We start from the raw sequence: 21,198 nt of genomic DNA, 5'->3' as shown, positions 1-21,198 counted from the left end.
CATGAAGAAAATTTTATTACTATTGCTATTGGGTCTTTTCTACGCCCGGTACTCATTTGCACAAACAAAAATATGGGCAGGTACTACCACCGACTGGCATACTGCCAGCAACTGGAATCCCGTGGGTGTTCCTACGGCTTCTGACGATGTAGAAATCAATACCACTACAAATAATCCTGTTATTAGCAGCGCAGCTTCTGCCAGGTCAGTAAAACTATCAATAGCTAACAGCGGGCTAACTATTAACAATGGTGTTATACTCACACTGTCTTCTGATGATAATATACCATTGCTTATACATGGCGGAACACTTACCAACAATGGAACCATCAATGTAACAAATGCTAAAGCAACTTTTGATGGCACCTCAGGTACTATACGCCTGCAATCTAATGGAACGCTTGATAATGCAGGAACAGTTACGGTTAGTGGCGGACTGAATTTTGCCCTCAATATAGCTCAGGGAACATTTAATAACCTGACAGGCGGAGCTGTTATGACTTCCGGAAGAGAAGTGATTCATAGCAGTAATACCGATGCCCGATTTAACAATAATTCAGGTGCTACTTTAACAGGAACAGGTGATCATACCGGAGCCATCTTTAACCCCGGAAAACTCACCAACACAGGTACTGTTAATATAACCGGAACTATTGAAACCTATACAGCAAACAGCACCATTACTAACAATGCCTGTGGGATAATAAAAATCACCGGAGATTATTATAATAATGCCAGTGTTACTACTACTAATGCCGGTCAATTGCAGATAAGCGGAGATTTATATAATGATGGTACTTTTACTAATAATGGCGTATTGGTTGCCAATTCTTACCCAACTTTTACGAACCGAAGAGTCAGGATAAATAATAATGCTACTAATACCACTATCTTTACTATTTCTTCTTCAGCAGGGAGTTCAACTATCAATGGTATTTTCCTTGATATTGCAGCCACTAATTCAGCCGGAACTTATACACAGAATAACAATACTTTTGTGCCGGGCAATTTTGCCGCAGGCACTTATATCCTTTATGCCAAAGTCAGTTTTGGTAGCTGTACCTTTGTGGTACCTTTTACTTATGTAAAACCCCCTACACGCCGATATGTAAAAACAAGCGCAACAGGCACAGGCGATGGCACTTCATGGGCCAATGCCACAAATGACATTCAGGCCATGATTAATGCCTCTGCCAGTGGCGATAGTGTCTGGATAGCTACCGGCGTGTATATTCCTTTATATGATGGCACGGGGAATGCTAACCCCGCTAATGTAAGACACAAGATTTTTTATATGAAATCGGGGGTCAAATTATTTGGAGGCTTTGCGGGGACAGAAACTTCAATTGACCAGCGTGATTTTAAAACTAACAGAACTATTTTTTCGGGAGATGCTGATAATAATGACACCAACACAGACGGGAATTTTATTGCCGAAAGTTATACTGATATACAAGGTAATAATTCATACCATGTGCTGGGTGTAATCGGTTGTGATAAAACCACCCGCATAGACGGTATCACTTTTACAGCAGGTAAAAGTGGTGTATCAGGCGACCCACAACAAACGGTCGGTAGCAGTTCTCTTTCAACAGTTTTTGGCCCTGCCATTAATATAACTGCTTCTTTCCCTACTGTTACTAATTGTGTGTTTATAGGCAATAATGGTATGTATGGCGCTACTTATCATAATAATGTAAACGGAACAGATACCGTAAAAATTAATAATAGCTTTTACTTAAATAACAGAGCACAATTTGGTGGCGGAATGTTTATTCATAGAGGGCATACTTTAGTTGATAATGTGGTGATGTTTAATAATAGTTCAGATTACGGTGGGGCTGTTAATATTTCTTCCAATATGCAGGCAGGTAAAACTATCCGGTTTACTAATACTACAATTGTTAATAATTACAGCACCTCTTACAAGTCTTTCCGGACTGAAGCCGGAGATGTGAGTTTTATTAATACAATTATCTGGAATGAAACTCCTTATAACGGAGGCAATATTTCTAAATCCGGCGGAACACTCACCAGCAGTTACTCGATTTTGCAAAACTCAGGAGCCGGTGGTATCTGGAATGATAATTATGGCACAGACGGTGGAAATAATTATGATGGAAACCCGTTTTTTACAGATATTTCTGATATTGACGGAGCAGATAATAAATTTTTCAGTACTGACGATGGCCTATCTTTAACTGGTTGTTCTCCAGGGATTAATACAGGCACCAACAGCAATGTTTTTGAAAGTGATATTACGAACTCCCCCCGTCCATATAGTAATGGGATAGCAGATATTGGCGCCTACGAACGTCAATCTGCGCCTACTATTACTAATGCTCCTACTAATGTTTCTGTCAATAAAACAGTAATATGCCCGGGAAATACCGTGACTTTATCGGCCCAATGTAGTACAGGCACTATAACCTGGTATAATCAGGCAACAGGAGGGACAGCCATAGGAACAGGCAATAACTTGAATCAATCTCCGGCAGCTAATATCATATATTATAGTGCTTGTGAAGCCGGCAATTGTAAAAGTGAAAGAGTTGCAACCGCTGAGATAACAATATCAACTGTCTCCTCTAATATCAGTCTTAGTGCCTCTATATCCGGTACAGCTATTTATGCCTCTTCCAATACTATTATGGCAACCAACAAGGTACTGAGTACTGCCAATGTACAATACTTAGCCAATAATAGTATTTCGTTAGATGCAGGTTTTGAGGCAAATACAGGAGCAGTATTTGTAGCAAAGGCTACGCCGATTGCGGCATGTAATTAGAGTTTATCTATTTTAAAGAAGCCTGTTTGTTTAGCTTATGACTAAACAAACAGGCTTCTTTATTTATCAGAGTCAAGGATTTTCCCGGCTAAGAAAATGGTTTCTCTTAAAGGTATGCATAAAAAATACGACAAATGCCGTATTGATACGGTATTGAAAAGATAAGAATTTTGATGCGAATTTTAAACTTAACTCTATTTATGAAGAAAACCATTTACTATCCTTTCATACTATCAATAATAGTATTGCTAACGATTGCCTGTGAAGGCCCTGCCGGAGAACAAGGACCAATAGGGCCACAGGGAGATAAAGGAGATACCGGGGCAAAGGGGGTTGCAGGAAGTGCAAAGCTATATGCTACCAACTGGATTGCAGTTACCAAACAAGATCATGTAAACCACTACGTTAAAAATGGGTTATACACCGGAACAGATTTTACCGGGACCGAGATTGACAAAATATCGCAGAAAGTAATTGATGACGGGGTGATACTGGCCTATGTCCGTAAATCAGCAGATAAAAGCAAGATTATGGCTCTTCCTTATTTCGTTGACTATGGCGCTACCGGTGAAAATCTGCAACAGACTTACTACTTCGCACCCAGTTCTAAAAAAATAGCCTGCTATATAGAATACTCAAAATCGGTAGCCGATATCAGTAAATATCTGCAAGATGAAGAATACCGCTTTATCATCATTCCGGGACCAAGTGGTTTCCGATTAAAAAATATTGATTTAACTAATTATGAAGCGGTTAAGGATTATTTCAATCTGAACGATTAGACTCTCTATTACAGGCTTTTTAAAACTCAAAAATTGAAATTTCTTATGAAAAATACTTTTTATATACTCATCTTACTCTGTATTTCATTACTATTTAATGGCTGTAAAGGAGAGGCTGGTGATACCGGTCTGATAGGGCCAAAGGGAGAAAAAGGGAAAATTGGTGCAGCAGGTGATCCGGGTGTCGCCGAAATATTTGCCACAAACTGGATTTCAATTACCAAAGCAGAACAGATTAAATTTTATGATCCGGATTTATTATATACGTCTCAGGGATTTTCGGGTGGCGAGCTGGATAAATTATCTCAAAAAATACTGGACGATGGTGTTATTCTGTCGTATCATCGTTGGGCGGCTGATAAAGCCAGAATTATTTCGTTGCCAAATGTGATAGATTATGGCAATGTTGAGTCTGGTTTGCAGATAAGTCGTTATATAGCTGCTTACCCAAAAGGAATTGATTGTTTTGTAGAGTTCTCAAAATCAGTAGATATTAATAAATATCTTGCTGATGAAGAGTATCGTTTCATTATTATTCCCGGTGCCAGTGGCTATCGTCTTCAAAACATTGATTTTAATAATTACGAAGCTGTAAAGAAAGCTCTTAATCTGAAAGACTAATCATCTCTGACAATCAATCTATAAATAAAAAAATAACATGAAAATATATACAATTCTTTTTATATGCCTGTTGTTAACTGTATTTGCCTGTAAAGGGCCTGCAGGAGAGGCTGGCCCGATTGGTCCACAAGGCTTAACGGGAGATAAAGGCCCAACGGGGGATCTTACAAAGTTTAATGTAATAGCAACTGAGTGGTATCGTTTTACAGTAGCTGATTTTATTAAGGCATATGACCCCAAGACATTTACAGTCAAAGTATCATTGAGCGGTAATAAACTTAACCAGCTAACTGATAATATTATAAAAGATGGTTTGGTTTTGGTTTTTAACCGGATTTCAGATACCCCAGATGTTATTTATCCTCTTCCTTTTATACTTCAACGTCCTGACCCTGTAAATGGAGCCCACCAGATAATTTATAGCTTTGATACAAAGCTTAAACAAGTTGATTGCTTAATAAAGCGCACAAAAAACATTACTCCGTCAGAGGATAATTTTATAGATGAAGAATTCAGGGTTGTTATTATTCCCGGTGTAAGTGGGGCCCGCCTGAAAAGTGTAGACCTAAGAGACTATAAAGCCGTGAAAAAAGCTTTTAATCTTGAAGATTAAAAGTACTCTCGTTGTTTTGCTGTAGAATGGGGTAGATGGCTAATAATATGTCATTTTACCCCTTCTTTTATCGTTGCTGATTCACTTGCCACAGGTAATCTGAAAGAGAATCGAGTACCTTTATCAATCTTGCTTGTAACACTGATTTTAGAATGATGAGCATTCAGAATATGCTTTACTATAGCCAAGCCTAAGCCTGTGCCACCGGTTTCACGGGAGCGGCTTTTATCTATGCGATAAAAACGCTCAAAGATACGGGAAAGGTGCTCAGGCGATATACCCGGGCCATCGTCTTCTATAGAAACCTGAAAGTATTTTTTCTCTTCTTCTATCTCTACAATGATCTTTCCGTTTTCTTTACCATACTTAATGGCATTGTCGACCAGATTGGTAATCACCTGAGAGATACGCTGTTTATCGGCGGTTACCCAGGCTGATTGTAGTTCTTTAGGTTTAATTTTAAGTGTTACGCCTCTGGTTTTGGCTTTCGACTCCAGTTGCTCGAATATTTCTTCGGTAATATGTTTCAGGTCGGCTTTTTCGAAGTGCATCTTCAGGTCACCTTTTTCTACCTGCGAAAGCGTGACAAGGTCTCTCACCAGTGCATCAAGGCCATCGAGACTTTTGGCGGCTTTGTTTAAAAAGCGTTCAAGGATGACTGGGTCTTCCATAGCTCCGTCCAACAATGTATGAATAAAGCCTTGTGCGGCAAAAATGGGGGTTTTCAATTCGTGCGATACATCGGCCAGAAACTCACGTCTGAATACCTCCATTTTTTTTAATTCGTCAATTTCCTGTTGTTTACGGGTCACGTACGTTGAAATCTCGGAATTTAATTTCTTGATGGGATTCACACTTCTGATTAAAGTCTTACGTGAAATATCAAAATCACGGATTTTGAGTTTCTGAATGGTCTTGTAAATCTGCTCTACCTCTCGAAAGACCAGAATATCAATGGTATAAAAGACAAAAAAGAAAGAGGCGAAAAAAGAAGATACACCTACCACAAACAACATAGCCGCACTCACATTAGGTACAAAACTTAAGAATACAATAGAAACGGTCGTAATTAATACGGCAAGAAAAAATGCAATAATACGGGGGCTAAACGACATTCCGGGTGAATGGTTAAATTATCAGTTTCTTCTTTGTATAAAACTTATACAAAGTTAACTGATAATTATCTTTTTATACAGATTATTACTCATCTGTAAACATATATCCTACACCCTTTAGGGTTTTGATGTAGTTTTCGCCTACTTTTTCGCGTACTTTACGGATGTGTACGTCGATTGTACGCTCTACTACGAAAATATCAACCCCCCAGATTTTCTGCAGGATTTCGTCGCGGCTGAATACTTTGTTAGGATACTGGGCTAAGAAGAAAAGTAATTCAAATTCCTTTTTTGGTAATACGATAGTTGAACCATCTTGCTTGGTAACCGTATAATTCTGACGATTAATGTTCAGACCGGCCACTTCAAGTGTATCGCTTGTGTCTGATTTCTGAGCCTCACGGCGGAAGAACGCATTGATACGGCTCATTAAAGCACGGGGCTTGATAGGTTTGGTCAGATAATCATCGGCGCCAACTTCAAATGCGGCAATTTCAGAGTATTCTTCAGAGCGGGCAGTCAGGTATAGAATGTAGATATTCTTCATTTCAGGCATGGAGCGGAGGGTCCGCCCTACTTCGATACCATCCATGTGTGGCATCATTATATCAAGAATAACTAAGTCAGGCAGAAACTCACGGGCAACTTCAATAGCTTTTTTTCCATCAGGGGCAGTAGCGACCTTATACCCCTCCTTTTCAAGGTTGTAGCTTAACAATTCAACAATATCGGCTTCATCGTCAACTACTAAAACACGGTGAGCAGAACTCATAAAGGCGTTTTTCAATTAGTGTACTGCAAAGTTATGGTTAAAAAATCGTTAGGTGTGTTAAGTCAATGTTAAATCTTATCAAAGGGTATTATAAATCATTGTTTTATAGCATTTTTACCCAAAAATGTCATACTCTGCCCTATCGAAAACCTATATGTAACCTCTTTATAGTCAGTTGCTTCTCTATATTTAATCATTTCTGGAAATTTGTAAGATTTTTAGAAAATACTTTACATTTTTTTTGCGTAAGAAATCAAAAACTCCTACTTTTGCAGTCCGATTTTCAAAAGGTATGTAAATACTTTTTGAGCCGGCAGAAATCAGTCTTTATCTTGATGCCTATTCACACGGTGTCGCTTCCCCTGATAAAAGGTGAAATTTCTGAACCAAAATCAACGGAAATGATTGATACTGAGGCAGGAATGTGAGCCCTTCTTCAAGACTCAAACAAATCTTTTTGTAAAATTCCTTAAAATCTGAAAGACAATGGCGAAAGACATCGCAGGATATGTGAAACTTCAGGTAAAAGGCGGTCAAGCCAACCCTTCACCACCAATTGGTCCGGCATTGGGTTCTAAAGGTTTGAACATCATGGAATTTTGTAAACAATTCAACGCTCGTACTCAGGATAAAGTGGGTATGATTTTGCCAGTAGTAATTACTTACTTTACTGACAAGTCGTTTGAATTTGCGATCAAAACTCCACCCGCTGCTATCATGCTGTTAGAAGCATCTAAGGTAAAAACAGGTTCAGACCAACCCAATCGTAAGAAAGTTGGTTCGGTAACTTGGGATCAGGTAAAAACTATTGCCGAAACCAAAATGCCAGACTTGAATTGCTTTACTGTTGAATCAGCAATGAAGATGATTGCCGGTACTGCCAAAAACATGGGCATTACTATCTCGGGCAACGCACCGTTTTAAAAACACCGAATGATTGTTACTCATTCATTATTATTCATGGGAGTTATGCACGGCATAACGCTATAACCAAACAAAGCAAATGGCAAAATTGACCAAAAAAAGAAAGGAAGCAATGTCGAAGTATGATGCTGCTAAAGCTTATTCTCTAAAAGATGCAGCTGATGTTCTGAAGCAGATTTCATACACCAAATTCGACTCTTCGGTAGATGTTCACGTTCGTTTAGGTGTTGACCCTCGTAAGGCTGACCAAATGGTACGTGGTGTGGTAGCTCTACCACACGGAACCGGTAAAACTGTTCGCGTTTTAGTATTATGTACACCTGATAAAGAAGCTGATGCAAAAGCTGCTGGCGCTGATTTTGTAGGTCTGGACGAATACATCCAAAAAATCGAACAAGGTTGGACCGACATCGACGTAATCATCACGATGCCAACTGTAATGGCTAAACTTGGTAAGTTAGGTAAAATCCTCGGACCACGCGGATTGATGCCAAACCCTAAGTCTGGTACTGTAACGCTCGACGTAGCAACAGCAGTAAAAGAAGTGAAAGCTGGTAAAATTGACTTTAAAGTTGATAAAACCGGTATCATTCACGCTTCCATCGGTAAGGTTTCTTTCTCGCCTGAGAAATTAGCAGAAAATGCTACAGAATTGATTCAGACTTTGTTGAAATTGAAACCATCTTCTGCTAAAGGTACTTATGTGAAAAGCATAGCACTTGCCAGCACTATGGGACCTGGTATTCAAATCGACAAAACAACCATTAATGGATTGTAATCATGACAAAAGAAGAAAAAGGAGCAATAATTGAAGAGTTGGCTGAGAAATTTGCAGCTACCCCTTACTTCTATATCACCGATGCAAGCGGATTGAACGTTGCTAAAACCAATGAATTACGTCGTTTGTGTTTCGAGCGTGGTATTGAGTATCGTGTAGTGAAAAATACACTAATCAGCAAGGCTCTTGAAAGATTAGATACCGATTATTCGTCGTTTGACGGAACTGTTCTTAAAGGTTTTTCAGGTGTGATGTTCCACGATGAGTCGGGCAAAGTAGCTGCAAAATTGATTAAAGACTTCCTGAAAGCTAACAAAAACAGCATCACTCTTAAAGGTGCTTCTGTCGATTCTGCTTTATTCATCGGCCACGACCAATTGGATACGTTGCTGACTTTGAAATCAAAGCAAGAATTGATTGGCGAAGTTATCGGTTTGTTGCAATCACCTGCCAAAAATGTTATTTCTGGCTTGCAAAGCGGTGGCAACAAATTGGCTGGTATTATCAAGACTTTGTCGGAGAGAGACGCAGCCTAATTCGTTTACAGACTGTAACCTTCAATGGTTATATACAGTAAACACCCATCAGCCAGACTGGCTGATATTAAATTCAAAATTATTTATCAAAAACAAGTATTAACTTTTAAATTCTATACAAAAATGGCAGATTTGAAAGCATTTGCAGAGCAATTAGTAAATTTGACTGTAAAAGAAGTAAACGAATTAGCACAAATATTGAAAGACGAGTATGGCATTGAGCCTGCAGCTGCTGCTCCAGTAATGGTACAAGGTGGTCCTGCTGCTGACACTGCTGAAGCTCCAGTAGAAAAAACATCTTTCGACGTAATCTTGAAAGGTGCTGGTCCTAACAAACTTCAAGTTGTGAAGTTAGTGAAAGATCTTACTGGTCTTGGCTTGAAAGAAGCTAAAGACTTAGTAGACTCAGCTCCGAAACCATTGAAAGAAGGTGTTGCTAAAGATGAAGCTGAAGGTTTGAAAAAATCTTTAGAAGAAGCTGGTGCAGAAGTAGAAGTAAAATAATTTTACTGATACCATCTCAGAACAAAGCCCGAAAGCAACCTTTCGGGCTTTTGTTTTGCCCCTAACCCCTAAAGGGGAATTACTTTGACTACGATTTTTGACTTTCTCATTTAGTACCTTTACTTTTACAATTTTCATTTCTCGGTTTTACATTTTTCTGTTTACAAACCTTCTTCCATTTTTTTCGTTTCTCTCTTTTCCTTATTCCCACTGCGAGCTGGCGGACGCCGCGCGGATGCTCGCGCCACAATTTTTTCCTTTCTCCATTCCTCCCTGTTCCTTTCTCTTCTTAAAAAACCTTCTTTTCACCATAACATTCTAAATAATATTTTGTACTTTTCTGCCAGATTTGTATAGACAAGTTGTACAATAAAACAAAACTCTTTCAAACTTCTATTTACCTATGAAAAACTCAAACAAAAAACAAAACGAATCTTCACGACGTAGTTTTCTTAAAAGTGCGACATTAGCTTCAGCAGGTTTTATGATTGTTCCTCGCCACGTTTTAGGCAAAGGTTTTGTTGCTCCCAGCGATAAACTGAACATGGCTGCTGTAGGTTGCGGTGGTAAGGCTGAGGTAAACATCCCGCTGGCTTATAATAAGGGAAGTGACAATATTGTAGCACTTTGTGATGTCGACGATAGAATGTCAGAGAAATTCAGAAAGCAATTCCCGAAAGCACCTTATTTTAAAGATTATCGCCAGATGCTTGAAAAAGAAGCTAAAAATATTGATGCCGTAATTGTTACTACACCAGACCATATGCACTATCCGATAGCGATGTCGGCCATGCAGTTAGGCAAACACGTGTATGTTGAAAAACCATTGACACATGATATATGGGAGGCCCGCCAATTAACAGAGGCAGCCAAAAAATACAAATTAGTTACCCAGATGGGTAATCAGGGTAGTAGCGGTAAAGGAACACGTATCACAGAAGCCATTATCCAGAGTGGTATGATTGGTGATGTACATACGGTTGAAGTATGGACAAACCGCCCGGTATGGCCACAAGGTGTACAATCTCCGAAAGATAAGGGTATGAATCAGCCGATACCACCTGAAGTTAACTGGGATTTATGGATAGGAACTGCTCCTATGCGTGATTATCACGAAGCTTATATGCCATTCCGTTGGCGCGGATACTGGGACTTTGGTACAGGGGCATTAGGCGATATGGGTTGCCACTTTATTGATGTGCCCTTCCGTGCCTTGAAACTGGGTTCTCCTACCTCGGTAGAATGTTCGGTAGGACAGGTATATGCCGATTTCTTCAAGGAAGCCCATTTTGATGATGTTTGCCCACCATCATCGGCTATTCACCTGAAATTCCCGAATCCAAAGGGTAAACAATTCAAAGAACTAAGCCTGAATTGGTATGACGGGGGAATCCGTCCACAACTACCCGATGGTTGTGATTATGATAAAGTATTTACAAGTATTGATGGAGGTGTTTTGTTTATAGGTAGTAAAGGTATTTTAGCAACTGAACTTTTTGGAAATAACCCTAAGTTTTTCCCTGAATCTAAGTTCCTGAATGTAAAATTACCTGCGCCAAAACGCCCACTTGTTGAAGGTGATACTGAAGGACACCAGCAACAATGGGTAAAAGCCTGTAAAGCTGGTTTCGGTACTTATACCAGTTCATCATTCGACCAGTCCGGCCCACTTACCGAAACAGTCTTGATGGGAAATCTGGCTGTTCGTTCATTCTTACTCCGTGATTCCAAAAACAATTATATCGGGCGTAAGAAACTCCTATGGGATGGTCCTAATATGAAAATCACCAATTTCGACCAGGCCAATGCGTTCGTCAAAAGAGAGTATCGTGCCGGAGGTTGGATATAAGCAATACATAAAAGATAGAAAAAGGGCTTCTTGATAAAGCCCTTTTTCTATCTTTATGAGTCTTAGATATTATTTCTTTTTTAATTGCACGGTCAAACCTCCGCCACTGGCTAATTTCAGAAAAATAGCGGCAGTTTTATCTAAAGTCATTACTTTTTTTGTCAGATTATTCGGGTTTGTAGCCGTATCTTCGGCATCGGCATAAATAGTAGCTTCATAGTTGCCATTATCTAAAAAATCAAAAGCTACTTTAATATCTCTGGCAGTATCGTTATTAATGGCTCCAATGTACCAGTCATTATTCTTTTTTCTTGCCATTACAATGTATTCGTCAGGTTTAGCATCCAGCACCTTCGTTTCGTCCCAGATGGTTGGAACCTCCTGAATAAACTCAAAACCTTTTTGCCCTTCATAAGCCTCGGGGTAATCGCATACCATCTGTACATAATTTTCAAGCACTACATACATTGCCATCATGTGGCAACGAGTGCCTAACATAAGCGGTCGGGTATAATTAGGCTTTATTTGTGAAGGCGGTACTGCCCTGAAGCCACCTAAATGATAATCGGTACTTCCGGCAATCAGTCGGGTAAAAGCAATGTCAACGTCCATACCGGGCTTAATGTAATTAGCCCACTTGTTACACTCATAGTTCAATGTGCCTTCTCTCGTAAATTCATTCGGATAGGTACGGTGCATTCCTGTAGGTTTATAGGCTCCATGAAACTGAATATGCAAATGGTGTTTAGCTGCTTTTTCCAGAATTTCGTTCTGGATATTCACCATTTCCTGATCATCTCTATCCATAAAATCTACCATCATGCCTTTTAAGCCCCATTTTTCATACAGCTCAAATGCCTTATCTAATTTAGGATATAACGCAGCCCAATGTACCCATACTCTTATGTCTACACCTTTCGATTTGGCATACGCACATATTTCGGCCATATCTAAACCTGGTACAGGCTTGGTAGCATCTGAGTTTGGGCCCGGCTGAAACCCCACACCATCATCAACATACCACTGATGCAGACCATACTCCACTACTGAGTGATAATCGATATTATTGCGGGCACAGAAATCTATATAATATTGGGCACTCACAAAATTGTTTCCGGGTGCATTAATCGTATCAGGCATTACATTCCCATTCCACCAGGGGAAAGTAGTTTTACCGGGTCTTAACCAGGACGTATCAAGAATACGGGAGGGTTCATTAAGATTTGTTATAATATTTGATTCTAACAAATCACCTACTTTATCACTGATTAATAAGACCTTCAGGGGCTATGATGTGGCAGAGAAGCTTTTACTTTAATACTTTTATCAGATGGATATGGCGAAAGTTTACTTTGCAATACTCCTGTGTCTTTATTCTTAGATAAGTACATACCTGCGTAGTCTGCTAAAGCTGCTTCGGTTATAGACAGGTAAACTTTATTCTTAAACTCAAAAAGTGCGGGCATATCTATCAACGTATCCTTAGCTATATGGCTCAACGGCTCTTTGGTATAAAGACCTTCATGCGAACTTGTATAATTAGGTAAGATAAGGGTTCTGGCAAAAGGATCGCCGATGAAATTAAAAGTTGTATTTTCTTCAAGCAGTGTAAATGAACCATGACCAGGCCATTGTGGTAATTCATACCTGAACCCCAAACCACCATTAAAAGCCCTGATAACAACTGAAAATGACAATCCCGGCTTTTGTGTCTGTTGTACCTGAATCGTAAGTTCTTTATAGGGCTCACTGATATGTTTTGCCTTACCTACTACCAAATCATACGTTTCTCTGCCATCGCGATATACCCCGTTCGATATCTGAACATTATGATTAAAATCACCTTCTTTAAATGAAAGACTTAATGGGCTATTGTTAATAATCGGCGTATTTTTGTATCCTACCTTGTAGAAAACAGTATTCTGACTAACAAAAATCGTAAAATTGATTTTACCGTCGGGAGAATCAAGCTCATAGGAATCTTTTGCACGGGCATCTAAATAGCATAACGCCAACAATAGTGCGAATAAAGAATGTTTCATAGGTTGATAGTATATTTATCACAAAGATTCAATAATTCTTCAGGATTCGATCATGCACTTAAAAATATTTTAAACGAATCTTTAAACTTTCAGGAAAATACCGTTTTTATTTTATGCGTAATTGTTAAACAGATATGGCATAAGTTTTTATCATAATTTTTAAAATACAAGTTAAAATCAGATAATATGACCCGATTAATAAAACTATTCAGTATCCTTTCTTTGATTTTACCAGTGGCATGTACAAATCCTGCTAACACTTATTCAACGATAGATTCTACAGCAATACCCAAAGATTCGGCAGAGAATTTCAAGGTTGAAAATAAAGGTGTAAATATCGCCTATGATGATAGCAAAAAAGGTGACACAACCCTTGTATTTATCCATGGATGGGGAATTAACAGGTCTTATTGGGGAAATCAGGATACTGTTTTTGCTAAACATTTCAGAGTAATTGAGATGGATCTACCTGGTTTCGGAGAGTCTGGCAAAAACAGAAAATCATGGACAGTAGAAGATTATGCCAATGATGTTTCGGCTGTTTTGAATGGATTAGACTTAAAAAATGTAATTCTTATCGGACATTCTATGAGCGGAGCTATTGCTTTAGAGGCAGCATTGAATAACCAGCCTCGTGTGATTGGCCTGATAGGTATTGATAATTTTAATACGTATGGTGCAAAGGACACACCACAATCGAAAAAAGAGACAGAAGCGTTTTTTGAAAAGGCCAGAGCACATTATAAGAAAACGGTTACAGCTTATGTTAAGAAGGCTTTGTTTGCTCCGTCAACGCCTAAATCAATCCGCAAAAGAGTAGTAGATGATATTGCCAATTCTGATTCTACAATAGCCTTAGATTGCATTGAACAAAGCATGAGCTATCAGGGAGATGAGAAATTAAAAAACTTAAAAATGCCTTTATATCTGATTAATAGTTCTGCTAACCCTACTGATACTGTGGCTTTCAGAAAAAATGGAATTGCTTATCGTTTTTTTAATGTGGGTAAAACGGGGCATTATCCCATGCTTGAAAAGCCGGAGAAGTTTAATGCTTTGTTGGAGAAAGCAATTGATGATATAAAATCAATTAAGAAATAAACTGTGGTTATGTAGTTTGGTATAAAAAATGACCGAGACTTTACCTCTAAACAAAACATTAACCATGAATCTGCTCTATAAATACAGACCTCTAAATGATTTATTATTTAAAGAATTATATTACCAAGAGTTGTATTTTTCTTCATATTCAGAACTTAATGACCCATTAGACTTAAGTGTAAGAATTGAATTTAGACCAACTGAAATTAACCAAATTGAAAGTCTGTTTTGGTTTTTATTTAAAACAACTTTGAAAATTAGCCCAGAGAAAATAGCTGACAATGAAAAGTTGAATAACAGGAAACTTTTAGCCTTTAATAAAAACAAGAAATTAAGGACAGTTTATAAAGAATTGCTTTTTGATAAATTAAATCAATTAGCTTTAAATCAAGAATTTATTTCTTTTGATAAATTGGAAAACATTCTCCTTTCAACTTCTAATGCCATTCCATTTAAATTAGATATATCAAATTTCCAAGTCGAAATTAAAAGATTAACTACTAAATTTCTTGAGAATAGTTACATCACTTGTTTTTCTGAAAGAAATGATAACTTTTTGATGTGGTCACATTATGCAAGCAAACATTACGGTATCTGTTTAGAATTTACCCTTGAGAATAGTGGCCTTTTTCCATATAAAATATCAAAATACAAAAATCATAACAAAGAAGAGTATCTGAAAAGAATTTCAGAGAGACAGGTTGAGGAAACAATCTTTTGGGAAAGAATAGGAAAAGTAAAATATCAAGATAAACAACCTTACATTAATTTTTTTGATTTTATTCCAGTATTTGATAATGAATATGATTGTGATTTAATTGGTATATCTAAAGGTTGGGTTCATGAATATGCATATGAATTAGAAAATGCTTTTTTGACTAAGACTACACCTTGGGCTTATGAAAATGAATGGAGAGGTATAAATATCAACTTTGATGAAAGAAAAGATCCTGAAGAAAGAATTTACCACTATCCTCTTGAATGCTTGACAGGCATATATTTTGGTATGAGAACCCCAGAAGAAATCAAAAAAAGAATTTACAAAATCTTTAATAGGTATCATACTCAAAATATTAAATACTTCACTTGTATCCCAATTTCAGGAGATAAATTGGCATTTAAAAATTGGGAGTATTATAATGAATAAGCAGGTAGACCTCTAATAAAATGGCATAGCCTAATTTGAAGTTCGAGGTCTATTTGGTTAATAGTTTTTAATAGAGTATGAAGAGTCAAGTTCATATCACTTTTGCATCAAAAGCCCCTGTCAGAATCTTGCCATCTCTTTTTATCTGGAGCCAGATTCGATAATTACCTGCGCTTGGAAATACATACGGAAAGCTGACACTTCCGCTATGATGTCCGGTAGTTTGGTGTATCATCCCCCTCATTAATAATTTATCTCTCTCTGCTTCGGGCATTGCTTGTAATTGCAGCAATATATTATCGATACTATCTCTGAATTTCTTGGCGTTACTCAAATGTGGGCTTGGGTTAGTTTTTTCACCCACACGTTTTTCCATCACTTGTTGAGAAGTGGCTGAAAAAGTACCATTCGGATGTAAGTGTATATAAACCGAGCCATCTTCTTTCAGAATAGCTGCATGGCCCATCATACCTAAGTAGGTCTGCAATTCAGCCGGCTTTCCATCGGGGCTTATCACTGAAAATTTTAAATTATATACCTGTCCTGCTTTTAAAGCCTGATCAGGTTTTTCTTCCCATACAATACTTGAACCATCCTGTAAAGGAGTTTTTACGCCCGGAGTACCACAAATACTGATTCCGGCATCTTGTATAGTCGAAGTTTTGGTATTAATCGGATTAGTTACTACATAAGTATCATCAGAATCACCTGTTTGTTTTTCAAAGTTTTCTGCTGAAATCTTTAATGCCGGAATTTCTACTGTATCGGCGATTGTATATTGCAAGCCATGAAAACGGAGAATATCGGCATATACGAGATATTTGCCGGCAGGTAGATTTGGCAATGGGGCTTCAAAAGTAATGGTATCTTTTCTGACAGGGTGCAGATGCGCAAAAGCATCTAAGGTGCCTTGTCTTATCAGGAATAAGTGCATCAGTTTTCCGTGGTCAGGAATCACATAACTTGTCCAACGGCGTTCAATAGAATTTGCATCTATTTTAAAATTTAATATCCTCTGGCCATTTTGCATTTTTGCAGTAGAGGTAGCCGTATAGGGCCGGAACAGATAATTGGCTCTGTAATCTTTCGATATAGAACCCCACCAGTCATTGCCTACAAACAACAAAAGCCCGCAAAAACTCAGGCCAACTGTAGACCCCACTACTCTACGCCTGTTTGTCTTTTTATCTCCTTCAACCCCAGGCTTTAGCAGGCTATCACTTGTGCTTGCGCCTACAATGGTTGTCATGATACCTACCAAAAGCACAGCTAAACCAGCCAGAACCCACCCTAAAGATTTAGGTAAATCACGTTTAGCAGTGGCAATTGCAGCAATAGGAATCAGTGTTTCTCCCTTACCTCTTTTACCTTCAATCACTATTTTTACACTGGCTGCACCAGTTTCCATGAGCCATATCTTACCTTCAAATTTTCCTGATTCGCCTGCTACCGGCAGGGCTTCATCTTCTTTAGGAGAGCCCTCATCTCCTGCCCAATAATAAATTGGGCTCAGCTTTACACTTTCAATATCCATTCCATCAACAGAAACTGACACCTTTGCTACTCCGGGGATTACATCAGGCGGCTCTATATATACCTGTATTTGATAGTTTCCGGCTTTCCCTTCCTGCACAACACCTGCGCTACCAATATGGGCATCCACCCGACTGATAAGCCCGACATTTATTAAAAGAAAGGCTACTATTTTTATATATATCCTTGTCATTTTTTTCATTTATTAAAAAATTACTTCAAATTCAGCGTTGTACTTTTTGCATCCATTTGCCCCATGCCAAACCTATACGAGTAGATACGAGACTCAATAATAAGGCTATCCCTAACCCACTTGCCCAGTTGTCAATACCTTTGGTAGTATTCCATTCCGCAAATTTATAGCGAAATTCCCAGGAAGGTTCATTCGGGTAAGACCAGGAGGCACTTCCCCAAAACCAGTTGCGAGCCAAAGGAGATTCCAATATGAAGTTTCCGAATGGATAATGAATTACAAAAAAGATGAAAAGGTAGGCAAATCCTAAAACCAGACTTACCAACCAGTCATTTTTGGCAGAGAGCTTTGCTCTTAACCAGTCTATTCCGAAAGCCGGGAAAACGAGAAGTATAGGAAAACCTAAAGTCTGATAGGTTGTGATTTTATTATAAATAGGGCCTAATAATGGTTCGGCAGGTAATAAACGTAAAGTTGCATTTACTGCCCAGTGAAACACCATAAATATGATGGTAATGCAGGTAGTACCCCATTTCATACCCGAGCCTCGGGCGGTAGCCAATAAGAAAAGAGGAAAAGCCGCAGCACTTATCTGATAGAATACTGTACTGTGCATGGCCCAACGGTCTAAGAATTCAGAGAGCGTTGTAAATACAGTAGTAATGAGAAACCCTGCTGTAAAAATAAACATCCATTGTAAGCGTTTGATACGAATAATATTTTGTTGCTCAGATAAATGTAAAATTTTTTCTTTACGGTTTAGTATGGCTAACACGGCCAGCATAGCCCCCATTTGTACACTCATTAAACCTAATAGCAAAACTGTGTGTGGCGGAGAGAAAATCTGTACATCTAAACCATAAGTATTATGCCACCAATCATCAAACGGTGCAGAAGTAATGGCGGCAATTCCACCCCAGATAGAAAAAAGCCCTCCTAAGGAACTATAAAAAACTCCCCAGAAATGAACCATCCTGCTTTTTTCTGTTAAGCTCCCCCAAAACGAAGTTTTCAATACCTGATAGCCGGAAAAAAGTCCTGCAGAAGCAGCACCTATATATATGGCTAAATGTGGCGCAGAGAACAGGCCGTCGCGCCCTATACTCATGTGCCAGGCGATATCCCATAAGATTCCTAAGATAACTAATTGAGAAGCTACAACGCCTATATAAACATATAGTGGAATACCTAATAAGATTTCTCGTGTGGATGATTTTGCTTTTTTTTCAGTAAATGACCGACTAACTGTTGTTTCCATTGATTAAGGTGTGTTTTATGAAAAGACAAACAGAATTGATAATTCCCCCACAAAATCAAAAAATTAACTGGTAATCCGGTAGAGGATAATAAACAGAAATGTATAGGAATACTAAGCATAAATTATGCCGTATAACTAATAATAAAGAGCAGAATTGACAAATAAGCTTAATTTATGCTGCTTTTACCATGAATGAAGTGCCTGTTTAGTTTTTTTATGGGTCTTTTTGAGAGTTTTTATCAGTGAACGGGTAAAATACTGATTTGTTGGGTACGTCCGGTGAGTGGTTATATTATTAAAAATAAGTGCTATGGAAAGCAATATCAGAGAGCCGGTCAAGACAGGAGAAATAATATATAGAAAGCCTAATGCTTTGATTTTTTCTGACCCCGCCACTGCAATCAGCGCAGTAGCACCACCAGGTGGGTGAAGCGTTTTAGTAATCTGCATCATAACAATTGAGACAGACACTGCCATTGGTGCGGTAATCCAGATTATATCAGGCAACAAATGATAAATGGAAACTCCTATAAAGGCCGAAATAACGTGTCCACCGATGAGATTGCGAGGTTGGGCTAATGGGCTTTGAATAGCTCCGTAGATTAATACACTTGATGCACCAAAAGAACCTATCAGAAATATATTCTCAAATTGTGTAAGAATTTTACTTTGAAAAAAGGCAATTAAGCCTATACCCACAAAAGCTCCTGCAAACGACCAGAAATGTTCTCTAAAATCAACCAGTGTTTCTTTATAAAGTACATAACGGGAAACCCTAAGTCCACGCTTAATTCTACTTTTTATCATGTATTGTTGTAAACCATATTATACCGCAAAGATATGTTTTTTTGATTTTGCCTTAGTAAGTAAATTCAAGTTTTTCTATCGAATTAGTAGATTAATAAGAATCAGATTTAAGCTTTTGCAGAGCAGGACTGGTAATATGCGCCTGCTCTGCAAAAAGAAAAATGTTTTAAAGACATTTCTTATGCCAGTACATATTTTAATGAAACAAGCCCGGTTTCATACACTTTAGTTTCAATCAATTGAAGGGGGACGCGCTCTTTGATGCCCTGAAACAAGGGTTTACCTGCACCTAACAGGACTGGGTGAACTGATAGCCATAATTCATCTACCAGACCCAAATTCATTAAAGAAGCCGTGAGGCTGCCGCCACCAAAAAGCCAGATGTCTTTTCCTTCATGCTGTTTTATTCTCTGTACTGCCTGCTTAATATCTCCCGAAACTAAGGTTGTTCCCTCTTTTACCTGCTGCAAAGTATTGGAGAAAACATATTCTTTCATTTTAGGCAACCCAAAACCTCCGCCGTCTTCTAATCCATACGACATTTCATAGCTTTTGCGGCCGATAAAAACCGAATCGACTTTTTTATAAAATTCATTTAAGCCATAATCCTGGTCTGTAAAACACCAGTCATATTCCCCGTTAGGGCCTTCAATAAAACTGTCGAGGCTGATAGCCAATCCTAAAATTACTTTTCTCATACAATTGTTTTTTCTACAAAATTGCAAGGTTAGCAGATAATAAAATTGTAAAAATCAGACATAGAAGGAAAACAGAAAATACTACTCAGGTCTTTTAACATATCACCAGATTTCCTGCATTTAGTACAGCACCGGGAGTAAGTCCGGCAAATGATTTATAATCATGTATAAAATGTGCCTGATCGTAATATCCGCTTTCATAAGCAATATCAGTAAGGCTCATAGCGGGATATTTTTTGAGATAGACCAATGAAGCAATAAAACGATTAATATGAATAAACTCTTTGGTTGAAAGCCCAATACAATAATTGAATTTCCGGCTTAATTGCCTTTGACTTAAACCTACTTTATTGGCTAATTCAGTTACAGAAAATGGCGTATTTGCTTTATTTATTTCCTGCACACAATAAGCAATAGTCTTATCAAACCTCTGTCTGATTAATTGTCTTAATAAATATTGTTGAATAATTACTGCCCTTTGCTCATTTCTATCAGCATTGCCTACTTCTTCTTCCATCTGTATCGCTTCTGATTGCCATAAATACTGAAGATTTGTCAGGGAATCTGCTACCTGGTTCATAGGTAATTGAAAAAACAGGTAGGCTGTGTCTGGATAAAAGCAAACTGAAATAAACCCTGTTTTACTTTTCATCTGCACATCCATAAAATCGCTCATACGTGAAATCACAAAGCTCTGGCTATTATCAAATATTCTTCTGCCTGTAATAGTGGCTAAGGTATCCTGACTATTATTGAAGTTGATAAACAATTCGACACAAGCATCTGGCAGAACTCTGAAAGGCGAAATGAATGGTGTAGCTATATCACTTTCTATGGAACAGATAGCCTTTATATAAGGCTGAAGTTCGGGGAAGATGGGATACAATTCTAACTTCATAACTCTTCATTTCATAAGTCTAAAACATATATGAAAATGACTACTAATATTTTATGAAAATATTAGTAGTCAGCTAACAAATCTATAAAATATAATTGATTTTGAGCTAAATATCAGGTTATTTACCTTATCAGTTGAATCCAACCCTTAATAGTTGTGGGAGTTTCATCCTTTTTATCCAATCGCTGCAAGGTTACCTTGGCCACATAAAAATATGTGCCCGATGGCATCTCACTTCC

At 38.2% G+C, this 21,198-nt stretch carries 20 protein-coding genes; 11 read left to right on the top strand and 9 right to left on the bottom strand.

Translation table 11 applies throughout. The annotated features are described in order from the left end of the window. Nucleotide 1: 1 nt before the first annotated feature. The 4 genes from H1R81_RS26010 (at nucleotide 2) to H1R81_RS25995 (ending at nucleotide 4,804) form a co-directional block, all read left to right on the top strand. The gene (locus tag H1R81_RS26010; protein WP_181843687.1) at nucleotides 2–2,788 is read left to right on the top strand and encodes an S-layer family protein; all 2,787 of its coding nucleotides are present in this window, start codon (nucleotides 2–4) and stop codon (nucleotides 2,786–2,788) included. A gap of 200 nt (nucleotides 2,789–2,988) precedes the next feature. Continuing rightward, entirely contained in the window at nucleotides 2,989–3,570 is a 582-nt protein-coding gene (locus H1R81_RS26005) for a collagen-like protein (protein ID WP_181843686.1), read from the top strand. A gap of 45 nt (nucleotides 3,571–3,615) precedes the next feature. Next, nucleotides 3,616–4,191, top strand: a complete 576-nt coding sequence (locus H1R81_RS26000; RefSeq protein WP_181843685.1) for a collagen-like protein — start codon at nucleotides 3,616–3,618, stop codon at nucleotides 4,189–4,191. Between the two features lie 37 nt (nucleotides 4,192–4,228). Continuing rightward, a complete protein-coding gene (locus H1R81_RS25995; RefSeq protein WP_181843684.1) occupies nucleotides 4,229–4,804 on the top strand; it encodes a collagen-like protein in 576 nt (191 codons plus the stop codon). A gap of 50 nt (nucleotides 4,805–4,854) precedes the next feature. On the opposite strand, the gene H1R81_RS25990 is transcribed toward H1R81_RS25995, so the two are convergent. Next, nucleotides 4,855–5,919 carry a cell wall metabolism sensor histidine kinase WalK gene (locus H1R81_RS25990; protein ID WP_181843683.1) on the bottom strand — a complete coding sequence of 355 codons (1,065 nt, stop codon included), beginning with the start codon at nucleotides 5,917–5,919 and terminating at the stop codon, nucleotides 4,855–4,857. Nucleotides 5,920–6,004: 85 nt separating this feature from the next. Continuing rightward, complete coding sequence (locus H1R81_RS25985; protein ID WP_181843682.1) at nucleotides 6,005–6,691, bottom strand: response regulator transcription factor; 687 nt, start codon at nucleotides 6,689–6,691, stop codon at nucleotides 6,005–6,007. Between the two features lie 486 nt (nucleotides 6,692–7,177). Between H1R81_RS25985 and rplK the strand changes: the two genes are divergently transcribed. The 5 genes from rplK to H1R81_RS25960 all read left to right on the top strand — a co-directional run bounded on the left by rplK (nucleotide 7,178) and on the right by H1R81_RS25960 (nucleotide 11,282). Next, the gene (rplK, locus tag H1R81_RS25980) at nucleotides 7,178–7,615 is read left to right on the top strand and encodes a 50S ribosomal protein L11 (RefSeq protein ID WP_181843681.1); all 438 of its coding nucleotides are present in this window, start codon (nucleotides 7,178–7,180) and stop codon (nucleotides 7,613–7,615) included. A gap of 79 nt (nucleotides 7,616–7,694) precedes the next feature. Continuing rightward, nucleotides 7,695–8,393 (top strand): 50S ribosomal protein L1, encoded by a 699-nt coding sequence (rplA, locus tag H1R81_RS25975; RefSeq protein WP_181843680.1) that lies wholly within the window; start codon nucleotides 7,695–7,697, stop codon nucleotides 8,391–8,393. A 2-nt stretch (nucleotides 8,394–8,395) separates the two neighbouring features. Next, nucleotides 8,396–8,929: a 50S ribosomal protein L10 gene (rplJ, locus tag H1R81_RS25970; protein WP_181843679.1), complete on the top strand. Its 534-nt coding sequence runs from the start codon at nucleotides 8,396–8,398 to the stop codon at nucleotides 8,927–8,929. Between the two features lie 123 nt (nucleotides 8,930–9,052). Then, nucleotides 9,053–9,433, top strand: a complete 381-nt coding sequence (gene rplL / locus H1R81_RS25965; protein WP_181843754.1) for a 50S ribosomal protein L7/L12 — start codon at nucleotides 9,053–9,055, stop codon at nucleotides 9,431–9,433. A gap of 403 nt (nucleotides 9,434–9,836) precedes the next feature. Beyond that, on the top strand, nucleotides 9,837–11,282 hold the full coding sequence (locus H1R81_RS25960) for a Gfo/Idh/MocA family protein (RefSeq protein ID WP_181843678.1): 1,446 nt from the start codon (nucleotides 9,837–9,839) through the stop codon (nucleotides 11,280–11,282). Nucleotides 11,283–11,351: 69 nt separating this feature from the next. On the opposite strand, the gene H1R81_RS27560 is transcribed toward H1R81_RS25960, so the two are convergent. Together H1R81_RS27560 and H1R81_RS27555 are read right to left on the bottom strand one after the other, a co-directional pair. Beyond that, complete coding sequence (locus H1R81_RS27560) at nucleotides 11,352–12,530, bottom strand: glycoside hydrolase family 97 catalytic domain-containing protein (protein WP_229251228.1); 1,179 nt, start codon at nucleotides 12,528–12,530, stop codon at nucleotides 11,352–11,354. Between the two features lie 32 nt (nucleotides 12,531–12,562). Next, the gene (locus H1R81_RS27555; RefSeq protein ID WP_229251227.1) at nucleotides 12,563–13,324 is read right to left on the bottom strand and encodes a glycoside hydrolase family 97 N-terminal domain-containing protein; all 762 of its coding nucleotides are present in this window, start codon (nucleotides 13,322–13,324) and stop codon (nucleotides 12,563–12,565) included. A gap of 186 nt (nucleotides 13,325–13,510) precedes the next feature. On the opposite strand from H1R81_RS27555, the gene H1R81_RS25950 reads away from it, so the two are divergent. Together H1R81_RS25950 and H1R81_RS25945 are read left to right on the top strand one after the other, a co-directional pair. Next, nucleotides 13,511–14,425, top strand: coding sequence for an alpha/beta fold hydrolase (locus tag H1R81_RS25950; RefSeq protein WP_181843677.1), 915 nt, complete (start codon nucleotides 13,511–13,513; stop codon nucleotides 14,423–14,425). Between the two features lie 28 nt (nucleotides 14,426–14,453). Continuing rightward, the gene (locus H1R81_RS25945; RefSeq protein WP_181843676.1) at nucleotides 14,454–15,572 is read left to right on the top strand and encodes a DUF2971 domain-containing protein; all 1,119 of its coding nucleotides are present in this window, start codon (nucleotides 14,454–14,456) and stop codon (nucleotides 15,570–15,572) included. Between the two features lie 91 nt (nucleotides 15,573–15,663). Here the strand turns inward: H1R81_RS25945 and H1R81_RS25940 are convergent, their stop codons facing one another. The 5 genes from H1R81_RS25940 to H1R81_RS25920 all read right to left on the bottom strand — a co-directional run bounded on the left by H1R81_RS25940 (nucleotide 15,664) and on the right by H1R81_RS25920 (nucleotide 20,959). After that, entirely contained in the window at nucleotides 15,664–17,298 is a 1,635-nt protein-coding gene (locus H1R81_RS25940) for a hypothetical protein (RefSeq protein WP_220275321.1), read from the bottom strand. A gap of 31 nt (nucleotides 17,299–17,329) precedes the next feature. Then, nucleotides 17,330–18,556, bottom strand: coding sequence for a hypothetical protein (locus tag H1R81_RS25935; RefSeq protein WP_181843674.1), 1,227 nt, complete (start codon nucleotides 18,554–18,556; stop codon nucleotides 17,330–17,332). 183 nt (nucleotides 18,557–18,739) lie between these two features. After that, nucleotides 18,740–19,363 carry an HPP family protein gene (locus tag H1R81_RS25930; protein WP_181843673.1) on the bottom strand — a complete coding sequence of 208 codons (624 nt, stop codon included), beginning with the start codon at nucleotides 19,361–19,363 and terminating at the stop codon, nucleotides 18,740–18,742. A 179-nt stretch (nucleotides 19,364–19,542) separates the two neighbouring features. Next, the gene (locus H1R81_RS25925; protein ID WP_181843672.1) at nucleotides 19,543–20,061 is read right to left on the bottom strand and encodes a dihydrofolate reductase family protein; all 519 of its coding nucleotides are present in this window, start codon (nucleotides 20,059–20,061) and stop codon (nucleotides 19,543–19,545) included. Between the two features lie 94 nt (nucleotides 20,062–20,155). Further along, nucleotides 20,156–20,959, bottom strand: coding sequence for a helix-turn-helix domain-containing protein (locus tag H1R81_RS25920; protein ID WP_181843671.1), 804 nt, complete (start codon nucleotides 20,957–20,959; stop codon nucleotides 20,156–20,158). Between the last annotated feature and the right edge of the window lie 239 nt (nucleotides 20,960–21,198).

The organism is Emticicia sp. BO119, assembly GCF_013912375.1.
In the GTDB taxonomy this organism is placed as follows: Bacteria; Bacteroidota; Bacteroidia; order Cytophagales; family Spirosomataceae; genus Emticicia.
This window is presented reverse-complemented; position numbering and strand designations above follow the sequence as displayed.